Genomic DNA, 14,091 nt, shown 5'->3' with positions numbered 1-14,091 from the left:
AACAACCAACCCCATTTCCCCCCAGCATTGGGGGGAACGCTTCGTCGCTTGCGGCGAAGCAGGGGGGCGCGGAGGGCGCAGACCGGACACGCAATGGCCGACCTGGCAGCAACGGTATGGTAAGTTTGTTGAACCGTGATGGAGCTATCGCCAAATAGCTCCGCACAGCAACAACGATCTATCATTTACTATCACGCAATCACAATGGAAACGACAGAGACCACCACTTCAGCAACCAACGAATCATCCGCCATGCCAGCATCGATAGACATCCCACTTCCACGGCTTCGGGAGGTGGAGCAGATGTCGGTGCGGGCATGGAACGCCTGCAAGAACAACGGGCTGCACAGCCTGCGTGCACTGTTGGACCACTACAACTTCTACGGCACTTTCACCAAGTTCCGCAACGTTGGTCGCCTGACCGAAACGGAGCTAACGGGGATTTGCCGGAAATATCTGGAAGAGGGCCGGGGGAAGCAGCTTCAAGACGTGGAGGAAAAATCAGCAGGGTTGGACCTTGCAATCCCCTCGCCCGATTGGTCCTTGTGGTCCAACCTTGAGCTGGCGGTGATGAACAAGGAATTGCAGCAGCGGCTTGGGGAACTCTCCACCTCGGCAAAAGATCTGCTCCGTTTTATTGTCCCGCAGGTGGACCAGGACGTTCGTGCCTTCGACACCTACGTCACCCTGCTGCGGCAGCGGGTAGGGTTCACCGCTGCGGATCGGCTGACGCTTCAGGAACTGCTGACCGTGCGGGCAGAATTGATTCAGATGTCGGAACAATTCAGCACCCACCTGCGTGAGGAGGAGGCCTTCCGAAAATTCACGGCATTGTGGTGCGAGCGGCTTGGCTGCACGCCGGAGGAGATACTTCCCTACCGGCAGGCATTTATTGCACGCCGCTTCCCTCTGTTCCATTTTTTGGATCAGCTTTTGTTCCAGCGCAGCCTGATCTTTAGTGGGCATCTTCGCGCAGCAATGGTCGGGCGGTTCCGTTTCCGGCTGAACGACCAGAAACGACCGCTTGAAGAGATTGGCGAGGAGGTGGGCCTAACACGCGAACGGATACGCCAGATTGCCATCACCATTCCGGCGCGTATCCAAGCCGCGGTCCGCACCCTTGGCCCATTGCCGAATACCTGAGCTACCAACCGCTGAACCACCACGGGCGCGACCTGATTATTGTTGACGACACCTACGCCCAATACATCAACGCCAGCGAAGGGGTGTCGTTCACCTCAGGGTTTTTGGTGATTGTTTTCGAGGCGTTCCTGAAAGAGCAGTACGACCGGATTGAGGAGGATTTCGATGCCGCCACCGATTACCTGGTGCACCGTGAGCTTGCTGCGGAATTCGACTTTGATGACTACCTGCGGCGAATCGCTGGCCGCATATCCGAACGGATTCCCCAGCCCTACACCTTGAATCTTCTTGATGAGGTCGAGGCCAATCTGCAAACCACATCGCGGTTGCGGTTGCGGCGGATCTGCGCGGTGTGCGAACTGCTGGCCAACGAGGAGTTTGCAATCGCGGCGGACGACTCCGGCGGATTATGTTTCCAGCGGAACACGAAAAAACGGATAGATGAACACCTTGCGGACCTTCTGCTGGAAGCCGGAACCCCGCTTCATGTTGAGGAGTTAGCCGCACGGTTGAACGAGCGATTCCCGGAGATAGAGACCACTGCGGAATCGGTCCGGAGCCTGATGCTGCGGCTTAACGAGCGGTTCGCCCGGTTCGACACCGGCAGCACCTACGGGCTACGCGAGTGGGAAACAGAAAGCCGTGGATTGAAAAGCGGAACCTTTGCCGATTTGGCGGAAGAGTTTTTGTTGGAATCCGACACCCCACGCCACTGGACCGAGGTTGCCGAATATGTGATGCGCTACCGCACAACCACCGAGCGCACCGTCTTCGGAACGTTGAAAGCGGATATGAGAGGGCTGTTCATATTCTACGATGGAGGGATGGTAGGGCTTGCGGCCAAGCAGTACGAAGGGGTGAATACGAACTACCGCACAACCAGCGCACGCACCTACGAGGGCCTTCGCCAAGTCATCCAAGATATGCGTGGGGAGGTTGATGCACAGCAACTGGTGGTCTATTGTATGCTCCATTATCGCGTGCCGGAGCAGCAAGCCAGATACTTGGTGCAGCGCGTTCTTCAGTCCAACCCGCAAGCAATGGAGGAAGCGGCCTAGCAGCGCCGCAGCCCCCTCCCCTTGAATAACATTTCGGGCGCGTGGCCAGCTGGCCACGCGCCCGATTCCCACAATGCCGACCCGGATTGCTGCCGGCATCACACTGCTGCATAACGTTGTGCAGCCATAACCCGTTAGTGGTTCCGCAACGACACCGGGTCGGAGGTTTTCTCGGTGGTTAGCCGGTAGAACCACTCCCCTTCTGGCATCTTGCTGGAATCGAATTTCACGGTGTGGTCGCCGGCACTTAGCACGCCGTCGAAGGCGGTGGCAAGGTATCGCCCGTTGGCGTCCACAATCGTCACCACCACCCGCGAACGCTCATCAGCATGGACGTTCAGGCTGGCCTGCTCGTGGTGGCCAATCGGGTTGGCGGTCACTTTGTAGAACCATTGTCCCGCCGGCAGTTTTGCGGCATCGAAGGTTATCGTGTGGTCCCCGGCCTCCAGTATCCCCTCATGGGCCGTTGCAAGCTCGGTCCCTTGCGCATCGGTGATGATCACACGGACGTTGGAACGTTCTTCAACCGTGACCTGGACCGATGCTTGGTCGGCCTTTTTTGTTGTGGCTGTTGCTTGTGCGTGCGTTGGTTCGGTGGCGGCAACGGCGGCGGTCAGCATCAGCAGCGGCAGTAATCGGCGCAAAAACTTCATAGCAATCCTCTCCTTTGATTAAAGGTTGTGGTTAGTGAAAACGGTGGAAATGTATGCGTTGGGTGCGGGCGGCCCTACGCCGGTAGGGATTGCAGGTTGCAGCCCAATGGTAAAAAAAAATAAAGCCCCGAAAGGGCTTCTGATAACAACGAATTCTCTTGGGTTCTTCGCTTCTTTCCAGGGCTATTTACAGCACACCAGCCAAGCCATCTATCCCCCTTTCCAACCGATCTTGCAAGATGCGGGAGGCAATGGCGGTTTCCAGCATCCGCGCGCGCTGGCGGTCGGCACGGGCAATGGTCAGCGTCCGCTTTACATCGCCGCTTCCTGGTATCTGGGCAAAGGCAGCAAGGGTGCGGGCGTGAAGGATAAATCGCGCAGGGCGAATCAGCGATTCCTTCAGCTCAACACTGTCCAGCGACTCCATCGGCAGCCGGACGGTCTGCACCTCGCTGGTGCTTTCCTCCACCCCTCGCGAACTCATCACCGAGTGGTTCCGGCGGAACTCCATCACGATCCCCTCCACCTCCAACCGCAACACCCCTTTGATCGTGGTGCTGATGACCTCATTGCCGTTCATGGTGTCGAACGCCATCGTAAACGGGAGAACTGTTGGATCCATTGTGGTTCTTGGTTATTGCTGTTTGGCCAAAACGGGAAGCCGCGATTGATGCTCACTCACCCATCCAACCCAAGCATGGCAATGGCGGCATTCACCATCATCCGTGCGTGTTCTGGCATTGCTAGCGTGGCAAGTTCGGATGGCGGAAAATACCGCGCATCGGTGACTTCCTCGCCATCCGGCTGAAGCTGGCCCGAGGTGATTCGGCAATGGTAGGCCACCGCCAGATAGAGGGTCTGGTCGCCGTTCGGATACTCCACCAAAAACTCCGGACCGCTGAACGCCCCAATCAGCCGCAGCGGCTCCACCGTCACCCCAAGCTCCTCGCGAACTTCGCGGACCACCGCTTCCTCCGGCCTTTCGAACGGGTCAATCGCGCCGCCAACCGTTGCCCACAATTGGCGGTCGGTGTGCCACGCCAACAGCACGTGGCCAGCCTCGTTAAAAATCAACGCACTGACCGAAGGGACCATCAGCAACTGGTTCCCAACCTTCTCACGAAGGGAGTGGAGATATGGTGAGATTGGCATAGGGGAATGGGAGGAAGATGTTCAAAAAGATCGGTGGACACGGGAATCAGTGAACAAGAATCGGCCCGTTGGGGCACGGGGCAAATGGCGTTTCCCGGCGGAACAATGTTCCCAAAAACTTGCCGCAGTCGGAAGTTGCCGCAAGCCAACGCTCCGATTTTTTTTTCGCCTGGCTACATCCCCATTTTCACTTCCACCAAGCAGTTCGGCACTTGGATGCTGATAGTGTGGCGGCCCCGGTCCACGGTCATCTCCTGCACGGTTTCTGGGCGATGTTCGTGCGCGTCGGGGTTGTCGGTGAAGTCCATCAGCACAAGCCAATCTTGTTCGGTAAGCTGCACCACCGAGCGATCCCCTTCCTGCATGATGGGGTAAAACTGAAGGACGCGGTTCAGCAGGTTCAGCCCCTGCTTCATGTGAAGTGTTGGTTCCATGGAGATATTCTGTTGTATGGTTGATGCCGCATCATTGGTGAGCGCACGTTGCCGCAAAAGGCCTGGCCGCAGCGCGCTACCGCGACATGGAAAGTTCTTCCCCTTCTGTTGCTTCCTCTTCGTCGTTCAATCGGTCGGCAACAAATCCGGCGCGGGTTGGAAGCGGGCGGTAGGTTGCCACAAAAGGCCGGTGAACAACCGGCGGAGCAGGCGCGACGGGGATACGGAACACCGGAAGCGGGAACTGCGCAATCAGCCGTGGCGGAACGGCCCCAACATCCACTTTTGCGGTGAATTTCGATCGTGGCGGAAGCGCCATTGGCTGCAATAAAACGGAGTCGTCCCAGCGGGATTTCAGCACCGCGTCAAGGCGTTGTTGCAGAATCGTGGTGTTCACCTGTTCCATCACCTGTAGCCCTGGTTGCCGCAGCGTGTCGGCAAACAGCAGCACCCGCGCAGGGCTTCCGCTGTGGACGTACACGATGGTCCCGGAAGGGGTCCCCGGGAAAAGTTTTGCTCCGGTCTCGTTGCTGATTCGCACGCACCCATGCGACGAACGCCGCCGCCCCAAAAACCGGTAGTACGAGCGGCCATCCAGCCCGTGGAATCCAATCCCGCCGTTGAACGGCATCCAGTAGTTCAGATAGACCTCGAACTGTTTGGAGAAATGCCGTTTGGATTTCCATTGCACCGTAAAAATCCCTTCCCGCGTTGCGATTCCATCCTCGATTGCTGGGTTTCCGGTGGAGCACAAGTACCGCTCCACACGCCCGCTGCGGAAGTGCTGGTAGATTGCTTGTTGGTCCAATCGGACCTCCAAGAACAGGCTATCCATCACGTACAGCGTGTCGCGCAGGGGACCGAACGAGGGGCCGAATGGGGGAAGATCGGAACCAGTAGGAATGGCAGAAAGATGCGGCGGCGCGCCCGCTTGCAAGGCAAGCAACAGCAGCACTGCAAGCGTCTGGCAGATGTTGTTCATTCTGGACATTGGTTGTCGGTTCGTGGCCATCGGGAGTTCATCAACGGGCAAACATACAAACAAAGCTGCGGGGCAGAATGCTGCCATCTGTTGCATGGGGCAATGGCAAAACCGCAGGGGCGGCAAGCCCCCGATGGTATGCTGTTGAGTACCCTATCGGGCAAAAGTGCCTTCAATCCATCTACGCTGTTCCCATTGCGCTGATCGTCCGGTTTACAATGGGATGGCTGCGGGTTACCATGGATTTATTGCTGGCCATTCCTTCCAGGTCAATGGCCCAATGCTCAATTCCGGTATCGGCATCAAGACAGTGCATTTGGCGTTCGGCGCAAACGAACAGGCGGTTGCCTTCCAGCATCACAGCCTCAATTGCCCCCCCTTTCATCATTCCCCCGATTGCCTCCATCCAAACGATTTCCCCGGTTTCCTGATCCACGCACCACACCCGTTTGCTGTCAACGATAAAGAGTCGTTCGTTCATTGGTTAGATTCTTGTTAGATATTGGTTGTAGGAAATTTACGCGGGCAACGTTAGCAGCTTGGTTCTTTGAAGTTCACCCTACTTCCCCCCCTCCATCTCATATTCCCCCCGAATTTCCCCCACGCTGATTCCGTTCCAGTTTTTCAATTCGATCCGGCGGAAGCGTTCAAGCTGCGCAAGCTGTTCCGGGGTGAAGATTTCTGCGATTTCCAATGCCCGCATTACTGCCGGCGGCATTGGGGTCATGTCCCCCTCCTCCAATTTTACGGTGATCCCAATTGGGCCATGCTTGCGGCTATTCACCCCAACCACAAAAATTGCCATTGCCCCGCGCTTTGCTATTCCGGTTCCGGCCATCACCCGCACTAACTCTGTGTCGAATCCGCCATGAGCGTTAATCATTTCTGGGTGGGCGGCAACGGCTTGCATAATCCGCTGGCAAGCAGCGTCGCCGGCCAATGCATCGGCAACGAAGCGGGCGGCAAGGCGGCTGGCCGCGGCAATCGGGACGTAGAATGTTGGAAGGGAGCACCCATCGGTCGCCGTGCCAATCTGGCTGGCCGGAACGCCGGTGTATTCGGCCATTAACTCCAATATCCACTGCTGCAACGGGTGGTCCGCATCAAGGTAGTTTTCGATTGGCCACCCCTTTGCCAAACAGGCCGCCAGCATCCCCGTGTGTTTGCCGGAGCAGTTGTTGTACAGCGCGCCTGGCTTCCGGTGGTCGCAAACCAAGCGGCCAAGCTGGGTGCGGTCGTGGGGGTCGTGGCCGCCGCAACGGAGCGCCGACTCGGCCAACCCCAACTTGTCAAGCATCCCGCTGACGGTCTCCAAATGATAACTGGCTCCGTCGTGGCTTGCGCAGCAGACCGAAAGCTCCGCTTCGCTGAAGCCAAACCGGTCCGCCGCCCCGCTTCGCACCACCGGGATTGCCTGAATCATTTTAATGGAGGAGCGAAGATAGGTGCTCATGGTGGGATCGCCAGCCGAGAACAGGAGGTGGCCCTGGGCATCGGCAATGGCAACCGAACCGCGGTGCCACCCTTCAATGCGCCCGCCGCGCAGCGACAGTGCCAATGTAGCGTTGGTCATAATTTCAGTGATACAGGAAGTTGGTGTTGCGTTGTTGAACCCGCCCCTCAACGTGGCAATCTTTTCTGGATTGGGAAAACATCCCCCGTGCGTTCCCCGAATTATTCCCCCTTGTGGTTTTCTGCCGTGCAGAGCAACCGCAGCTGCTCCCAAGTATAAATCCCCGTGTGGTGGCCGTCGCCCCAGCGGACTTGCACGGCGTAGTTCCCCACCGGCTCAATCGCTTCAAGCTGGTACATCCCCGGCGTGATGACCGGAAGTTTCACCGGCGGATAGTACACCCCCAGAATCGTCTCCCCTTTGCACGCGGCGCAGGGGCAAGCGTCGCGCAGTTGTTGCAGCGTTAGCCCGCAGGCCAGGCCGTCGGACCACGTAATGGTTAGCTGGTGCGCTGTTGGTTGGGTGATTGCGGTAGGAACAAGCGTTGGCATTTTAGATATGGGCTTGGAACTATGATTGTTCAAGAATGATTGGATGAGGCCGCCCGCTGGCGAAGTCCCGCAGCGGCAATGCTGCGGGCAACATACTCCCACGCGGCAGCAAGCGTGGCGGTTGTGGCTTCGGCAGCGGTTGCGGGGGGGGCGGCATCCACCAGCACCGCACGGCAGCCGGCAGCAATCCCCGCTTCAACGTCTGTTTCGGAATCGCCAATCAGCCACGACTCGGCAAGGGCGATGTTCCGTTCGGCAGCGGCACGCAGCAGCATTCCTGGGTTGGGCTTGCGGCAATCGCAGCCGTCGGCACTGCCGTGGGGGCAGTGGTAAATGGCATCCATCTGGTGCCCGCCGGTGCGTTCCTGAAGTTGCTGCTGCATCTGCTGGTGGATTGCTACAAGGTCATCCTCGGTCATCAATCCACGCGCAATTCCCCGTTGGTTTGTCACCACCACCACCATCAACCCGGCGGCGTGCGCTTGCGGGAGCACGGTGAAGATGTCGGGAAGGAACTCGAATTCCTCCCAGCGTTTCACGTAATCCCCCACGCGGCGGCGGTTGATGATTCCATCGCGGTCCAGGAATAGAGCAGGGGTCATCATTCTGCAAAAATGGGGAATCCACCCATGCGGCAATTCGGGTGATGTTGTTTGCAACAGGAATCGCACCGATGCACGCCGAACGGCTTCGCAAAAGCCCCATTCCAAACCGTGCTGATAATGGAGAATTCTGACTTCGTTTCAATATACTTCCCCCGATTGCCAACACCCCTTGCTTCCGTAAGTTTGCCAGCCCGTTGGTGCGGTTCGCCGGCCCGGCGCACGCATGTCGGGTTCCCTCGCGATCCCCAAATTCCCGTTGTTTTCAGGCAAAATCAGCAATAGAAGTCACTTTTTCGCACAAGGCTCAAGCATGAACGAAGGCAAGATTGTTCAAATCATCGGCGCGGTGATTGACGTTGAATTTCCCGGCGGGAAGCTGCCGGAAATCTTGAACGCTTTGCATATCAACCGCACGCTTCCCGACGGATCCCAAGCCACGCTGGTCTGCGAGGTGCAGCAGCATCTTGGCCAGGACCGCGTCCGCTCCATCGCCATGGACACCACCGACGGCCTTAGCCGCGGAACGGTGGTGATTGACACCGGCGGCCCGATTACCGTCCCGGTTGGTCCGCAAACCCTGGGCCGCATGATGAACGTCACCGGCGACCCGATTGACAACCAAAGCGCGCCGCAAACCAGCGTCCGCTTCCCAATCCACCGCTTGGCTCCGGCGTTCGAGTCGCTGACGACCAAGAAGGAGATGTTCGAGACCGGCATCAAGGTGATTGACCTTCTGGAGCCATACACGAAGGGTGGAAAAACCGGATTGTTCGGCGGCGCAGGGGTGGGGAAAACCGTGATTATCCAAGAGCTTATCAACAACATCGCCAAGCAGCACGGTGGATATTCCGTGTTCGGCGGGGTTGGCGAACGCTCACGCGAGGGGAAGGACCTTTACATTGAGATGAGCGAGTCGGGCGTGTTGGACAAAACCGTGCTGGTGTTTGGCCAGATGAACGAACCCCCCGGCGCACGTGCCCGCGTGGCCTTGACGGCGTTGACGATGGCCGAGTACTTCCGCGACGAAGAAGGGCGCGACGTGCTGCTGTTCGTTGATAACATCTTCCGCTTTACCCAAGCAGGTTCGGAGGTGTCGGCACTGTTGGGCCGTATGCCTTCGGCGGTGGGATACCAGCCAACGCTGGCAACGGAGATGGGCGCGTTGCAGGAGCGTATCGCCTCCACCACTCGCGGCTCCATCACCTCGGTCCAAGCCGTGTACGTCCCTGCCGACGACCTTACCGACCCGGCACCGGCCAACACCTTTGCTCACCTTGACGCAACCACCGTGTTGTCGCGTGCGATTTCCGAGCTGGGCCTCTATCCTGCGGTGGATCCGCTTGGCTCAACCTCCACCATTCTGGACCCGAACGTTCTTGGCCAACGCCATTACGACGTTGCCGCCCGCGTGAAGCAGGTGCTGCAGGCCTACAAGGATCTGCAGGACATCATCAACATTCTTGGAATGGATGAGCTGTCCGACGACGACAAGCTGACGGTGCAGCGTGCCCGTAAAATCCAGCGGTTCTTGTCGCAACCGTTCTTTGTTGCCGAGCAGTTCACCGGCCAACCGGGCCGCTACGTGAAGGTGGAAGACAGCATCAGCGGGTTCGAGGCAATCCTGAACGGGCAGGGGGATGAGATGCCAGAAGAAGCCTTCCGCTACGTTGGCACATTCGACGAAGCGGTGGAGAAAGCAAAGAAGATGGCCCAGGCATAAACTGAATCCACAGGGCGGCATTGGTAATTGCCGCCCTGTTTTCATCCGCCTTGCTGCCGAACCTTTTCCATTCCCGCAAATAGAGTTCCCCGACAACTGATTCCCGACTTCCGATGGCAGAAAAGAAATTTCAGGTTGAGATCGTCACGCCACGCCGCACGGTGTTCCAGGGCGAGGCAACGTTAATCGCGCTTCCGGGCGTTGTTGGCCCGTTCCAAGTGCTGGTGCACCATGCTCCATTGCTCACCGCGTTGGAGGTGGGGAACATCCGCATTGTTAGCCCGGAAGGGAAGGAGGAGCATTTTGCGACTTCGGGAGGATTCGTGGAGGTGCGGAACAACGTCGTGACGGTGATTGCCGAAACGGTTGAGCCATCTGCCGAGATTGACATTGAACGCGCCCGCCGCGCCCGCGACCGCGCCGAACAACGAATTGTGCAAGCCCGCACAACCCCCGGCTCCGGCATTGACACCGCACGCGCCCACGCCGCGCTGGCCCGCTCGATCAATCGCTTAAAGACCGCAGGGATATAGCCCGCCAGCGGACGCACAATCGTGACATTACTTCAGATGCCGGACGAAGCAATTCTCCGGCATCTGTTGTTTATTTTCCCTTCCGAAGCAATCGTGCAATCCTTCCTATGAAAGCGAACAGACCATGAGCCAGCTACTTCTTCCTTCGTTGGAGATTCAAGGGTTCCGTGGATTCCAGCACCTCCGTATTGAGCACCTGGAACGTGTGAACCTTATTGTTGGGAAAAACAGCGTCGGCAAAACGTCGCTGCTAGAGGCCTTGTGGCTGTATGCAAGCAACTGGAATCAATATGTTGAGAGAGATATCCTTCGGAAACGGAACGAGGAGCGCCAAGCACCCTACGATCCAAAGCAGTTGGATTACTCCAACTCGGTGCGGCACTTATTTTTTAACCGCCCTGCCGCTGCTTCCAATGGCCAACCAGCGATTGTTATCGGCCCGATTGGATCGCCCATGAGATTCACCCCCGGCACAGAACCGGAAGGGGGTGGTTATCACGATCATGTTATCATCACTGTGGGCGGGTTGCTGCCCCACCAGGTTGAGCAAGCCTGGGATGCGATTGCCTTAACGGACCGCCAAGATTATTTGCTGACGGCATTAAGAATTATCCGGCCAGATATTGTTGACCTGAACATGATTTCCAGCCAAGCACTGGGGGGAAACTATGTGGGGCGAAGGGTCCCGTTTGTTCGGGTAAAGGGGAGCAACGCTCCGGTTCCGCTTCGGAGCTTGGGGGAAGGGCTGGCGCGGTTGTTCATTCTTTCGCTTGCTTTAGCAAACGCCGATAATGGATTGCTACTGGTGGATGAAATCGAGAGCGGGCTGCATTACAGCATCCAGCCAGATATGTGGCGGCTGATGTTTACGATGGCTCAGGAACTGAATATCCAAGTGTTTGCCACCACCCACAGTTGGGATTGCATTGAAGGCTTCCAGATCGTTGTGGCAACAAGCGGGGCGGGGAATGATGGGTTGCTGGTTCGTTTGGAACAGCATGGCGAGAACATCACCGCCACGCTGTTCGATCAACGCCGATTGTCAATCGCCACCAACGAGCTGATAGAAATCCGATGAAGCAGGCAAACGTGTTGTTGGTGGAGGGCCACGACGACCTTCATTGTTTGGTAGGGCTGATAAAAGCATGGGCAATCCCCCTCACTGTCACGGGGCGCGGAAGAACGCTGGTGGAACGTGATGATGCCGTTGCCTTGATTGAAATTCGGGAGAAAGGGGGATGGGAGAAACTGCGCGACACCCTGGACGTGGAGCTTGACGCAAGCGATCTGCAGCGGCTTGGCATTCTTGTTGACGCAAATGGCCACCCCGACCGACGCTACCAGTCACTCCAAGAGTTTTTTCAGAAGCACGGATATGGCGATTTCCCTTCCAAGCATGATGCCTTGCCCGCAATCGTTGACCACGCTGGGAAACCGCGCATCGGCATCTGGCTGATGCCGAACAACACTGATAGCGGAACGCTGGAAGATTTTTTAAGAATGCTGATCCCCGAACCGAACACGCTTTGGTCGCGCGCGGAAACCTGTGTTGGTAGCATCCCTGCGGAAGAGCGGTTGTTTTCGGAATCGGACCGCAAGAAGGCCGTCACCCACACCTACTTAGCGTGGCAGAAGCAGCCCGGCAATCCATTTGGCATTGCGGTCTCCTCAGGGGCATTCAACCCCCAAGCAGCGGCGGCACAAAAGCTGCGGGACTGGTTTACTCAGTTGTTCATGGACCCGCTGCCCCAGCTTACCGCACCACCACATCCGCATCAATAGACTCGATCCACACTTGGCGGCCATCGGGGGAAATGCGGGCGCGAAGCTCGCGCAGGGTGCAACGAATGGCGTGCTTGCCAGCGGAGCTTTCAACAGCCACCAACTGCGCGGATGGTTGCTGGTTGTCCAACACCGCAGTGCTATCATCGAATTCAATCGTGGCAATCCGACCGGCAGCCCCTTGGCCTTTTTCATAGCGACTGCTGTTGTGGCCATCATCTGGGGGAAGGGTTCCGGATTTCACCACGTCGGCAAGCTGCAACGCCCGCTCGGCCACGTTCAGCTTCACCGTGTCGCCCGCAGCGGTTATCAGCGATACGATCCCCGATTGGCTGTCGAACGCCACCACCCCCACCGGCGTTTGCCACTCGCTCTTCTCGGTTGTTTGCAGCCGCACGTAGAACGCAAAACCAACAACATCAATCGGCCTAGCTTCAGTGATGGGAGTTTGTAATACCAACATTTTCCAAACCGGGCGTGGCACAGAGGCATATGGTTTACCCAAATGCTCATATTCGCTTGGATCTGCAACCCCTAATTTCCATTTCATCTGTTCAGTCGTCATCGTATTCGCCTCGCTGCCGAACCACTGCTGCACCCCCTCCAATCCATCACGCTCCTGCAGGAACCAAAGCAACTCACGGATATCATCCTCATCCGCCGGATAAGGCGCGGAAACTGTTGGCAGAATCTTCCCGTTTTTTAACAGCCCATTGTTGCTCAGAAGTTGCTCCAGCCTTGCCGTCTGGCTATCAATGCTGAGGGTTGTTGCGCTCCAGGGGCCATAGGTGGCCAGCGCGGCCACGATGCACAGGCTAATCGGGATTGCCCGGATGCTCCGTTGGCGGGTTGCAATCATGCCAATGGCCAGCAGGGCAAGCCATATCGCCAGGGCCAATCCCAAGTATCGCTCCTCGGTAATGCCGTAATCGCCAATCCGCCGCCAGAGTGCCAGCACCGGAAGCGACGTCAGCGGCAGCAGCAGGTAGAAAAACCAGCGCGCATAGGTGGCCACCCACCGCTCCCCCTCGCGCTGGCGAATGGGGTAGAGCAACAGAAACGCCAAAATCCCCGCCACCGAGAAAACGAAGACCGGCATGGAGGTCCAGCCAATCGGCCAGGACCAGCTTAGAAGAATTTTTGCGGAATAGAGATACAGGATAAGGGCGTAGATCGCCACCAACGGAATCAGCACGTACTGGCTGAAAATTTTCAGTCCTTTGGGGTAATCCGTTTCGCCAGCCAACGCGCCAACATCGCGCGGAACGCCAGCAAGGAAAAACCACGTGTTGAAGACCCCGGCAATCAGGCAAAACAGGTCCAGATAGACGTTCTTATAAGGCTCGAATCCCAACAACTTCTCGGCAGCCAGCACCGCAAGCCCAAGCCCAGCATACAGGGTAAGGCTGAACAACGCCGCCGTTAGGGAACGGAGAAAAAGCGTTTGGTTGTACTTCCAAAATCCATCCCCGTACCCCCGCCCAACAAACGGCCCGAACGCGCAAAACAGGTGCGCCGATAGGGCGAACAACGCAAACCGGATCACATCCGGCAACTCAAGATCGCCAGTGGGAAGCAGGAAGAAATAGAGGAGCAAAAGCCCTATTCCCAGAAGGTTCGCAGCAACGCTCTTCCCCATGTTCCATCCGCGCCGCTCGGCAATGGTGGCAATGGCGAACAGCAGGGATATTCCCAAACCCAACACCACAGGAATGCGATGCTGGCGCGTCTCGGCCATAATCGCAACCGCGGCCCCGGCTGAGGTAATCAGCACCAACGGGAACCGCCGCAACGTCCCCGTGGCAGTGTCAAGCAGATGGCGAAGTGAAGGGAGTCTCATAGCCAAACAAGGTGTGTGTGTGTGAAAATTATGCGGAGATGAAGCAATCCGCACCCAAGCCAATGCCCGGCAAACATACGCCCAATCAGCCAGCCATCAGTCATCCATCACACTGTGGTGAAGCGTTGGTTGGGGGTGATACGAAAGCGGCACGCAGGGGGAATAGCCTGCGTGCCGCGTGCTCT

Annotated in this window: 16 protein-coding genes; 6 read left to right on the top strand and 10 right to left on the bottom strand. The window is 57.5% G+C overall.

The window, feature by feature from the left end:
* The first annotated feature begins 570 nt into the window (after positions 1–570).
* Together IPM61_08475 and IPM61_08470 are read left to right on the top strand one after the other, a co-directional pair.
* Positions 571–1,143, top strand: a complete 573-nt coding sequence (locus IPM61_08475; GenBank protein ID MBK8911355.1) for a hypothetical protein — start codon at positions 571–573, stop codon at positions 1,141–1,143.
* Positions 1,144–1,226: 83 nt separating this feature from the next.
* The gene (locus IPM61_08470) at positions 1,227–2,201 is read left to right on the top strand and encodes a hypothetical protein (GenBank protein ID MBK8911354.1); all 975 of its coding nucleotides are present in this window, start codon (positions 1,227–1,229) and stop codon (positions 2,199–2,201) included.
* Positions 2,202–2,335: 134 nt separating this feature from the next.
* Here IPM61_08470 and IPM61_08465 read toward each other — a convergent pair whose 3' ends face one another.
* The 9 genes from IPM61_08465 to IPM61_08425 form a co-directional block, all read right to left on the bottom strand.
* Positions 2,336–2,854 (bottom strand): hypothetical protein, encoded by a 519-nt coding sequence (locus IPM61_08465; protein ID MBK8911353.1) that lies wholly within the window; start codon positions 2,852–2,854, stop codon positions 2,336–2,338.
* 187 nt (positions 2,855–3,041) lie between these two features.
* The gene (locus IPM61_08460) at positions 3,042–3,476 is read right to left on the bottom strand and encodes a hypothetical protein (GenBank protein ID MBK8911352.1); all 435 of its coding nucleotides are present in this window, start codon (positions 3,474–3,476) and stop codon (positions 3,042–3,044) included.
* A gap of 56 nt (positions 3,477–3,532) precedes the next feature.
* Complete coding sequence (locus tag IPM61_08455; GenBank protein MBK8911351.1) at positions 3,533–4,006, bottom strand: NUDIX domain-containing protein; 474 nt, start codon at positions 4,004–4,006, stop codon at positions 3,533–3,535.
* 173 nt (positions 4,007–4,179) lie between these two features.
* Positions 4,180–4,440, bottom strand: coding sequence for a hypothetical protein (locus IPM61_08450; GenBank protein ID MBK8911350.1), 261 nt, complete (start codon positions 4,438–4,440; stop codon positions 4,180–4,182).
* A 76-nt stretch (positions 4,441–4,516) separates the two neighbouring features.
* Positions 4,517–5,422, bottom strand: coding sequence for a L,D-transpeptidase (locus tag IPM61_08445; GenBank protein ID MBK8911349.1), 906 nt, complete (start codon positions 5,420–5,422; stop codon positions 4,517–4,519).
* Positions 5,423–5,603: 181 nt separating this feature from the next.
* Positions 5,604–5,903 (bottom strand): PQQ-like beta-propeller repeat protein, encoded by a 300-nt coding sequence (locus IPM61_08440; protein ID MBK8911348.1) that lies wholly within the window; start codon positions 5,901–5,903, stop codon positions 5,604–5,606.
* 78 nt (positions 5,904–5,981) lie between these two features.
* Positions 5,982–6,995, bottom strand: a complete 1,014-nt coding sequence (locus IPM61_08435) for an asparaginase (protein ID MBK8911347.1) — start codon at positions 6,993–6,995, stop codon at positions 5,982–5,984.
* A 101-nt stretch (positions 6,996–7,096) separates the two neighbouring features.
* On the bottom strand, positions 7,097–7,426 hold the full coding sequence (locus tag IPM61_08430) for a DUF971 domain-containing protein (GenBank protein ID MBK8911346.1): 330 nt from the start codon (positions 7,424–7,426) through the stop codon (positions 7,097–7,099).
* Between the two features lie 29 nt (positions 7,427–7,455).
* Positions 7,456–8,028, bottom strand: coding sequence for an HAD family hydrolase (locus IPM61_08425; GenBank protein MBK8911345.1), 573 nt, complete (start codon positions 8,026–8,028; stop codon positions 7,456–7,458).
* Between the two features lie 313 nt (positions 8,029–8,341).
* On the opposite strand from IPM61_08425, the gene atpD reads away from it, so the two are divergent.
* The 4 genes from atpD to IPM61_08405 all read left to right on the top strand — a co-directional run bounded on the left by atpD (position 8,342) and on the right by IPM61_08405 (position 12,066).
* Positions 8,342–9,751 carry a F0F1 ATP synthase subunit beta gene (gene atpD, locus IPM61_08420; GenBank protein MBK8911344.1) on the top strand — a complete coding sequence of 470 codons (1,410 nt, stop codon included), beginning with the start codon at positions 8,342–8,344 and terminating at the stop codon, positions 9,749–9,751.
* A 113-nt stretch (positions 9,752–9,864) separates the two neighbouring features.
* Positions 9,865–10,284 carry a F0F1 ATP synthase subunit epsilon gene (locus IPM61_08415; GenBank protein ID MBK8911343.1) on the top strand — a complete coding sequence of 140 codons (420 nt, stop codon included), beginning with the start codon at positions 9,865–9,867 and terminating at the stop codon, positions 10,282–10,284.
* A 124-nt stretch (positions 10,285–10,408) separates the two neighbouring features.
* The gene (locus tag IPM61_08410; GenBank protein MBK8911342.1) at positions 10,409–11,362 is read left to right on the top strand and encodes an AAA family ATPase; all 954 of its coding nucleotides are present in this window, start codon (positions 10,409–10,411) and stop codon (positions 11,360–11,362) included.
* On the top strand, positions 11,359–12,066 hold the full coding sequence (locus tag IPM61_08405) for a hypothetical protein (protein MBK8911341.1): 708 nt from the start codon (positions 11,359–11,361) through the stop codon (positions 12,064–12,066). Before IPM61_08410 ends, IPM61_08405 begins: the two co-directional genes overlap by 4 nt.
* Here IPM61_08405 and IPM61_08400 read toward each other — a convergent pair.
* The gene (locus tag IPM61_08400) at positions 12,038–13,906 is read right to left on the bottom strand and encodes a DUF4153 domain-containing protein (protein ID MBK8911340.1); all 1,869 of its coding nucleotides are present in this window, start codon (positions 13,904–13,906) and stop codon (positions 12,038–12,040) included. The genes IPM61_08405 and IPM61_08400 overlap by 29 nt on opposite strands.
* Positions 13,907–14,091 lie beyond the last annotated feature (185 nt).

Source organism: Chlorobiota bacterium (assembly GCA_016710285.1).
Taxonomy (GTDB): domain Bacteria; phylum Bacteroidota; class Ignavibacteria; order OLB7; family OLB7; genus OLB7.
This window is presented reverse-complemented; position numbering and strand designations above follow the sequence as displayed.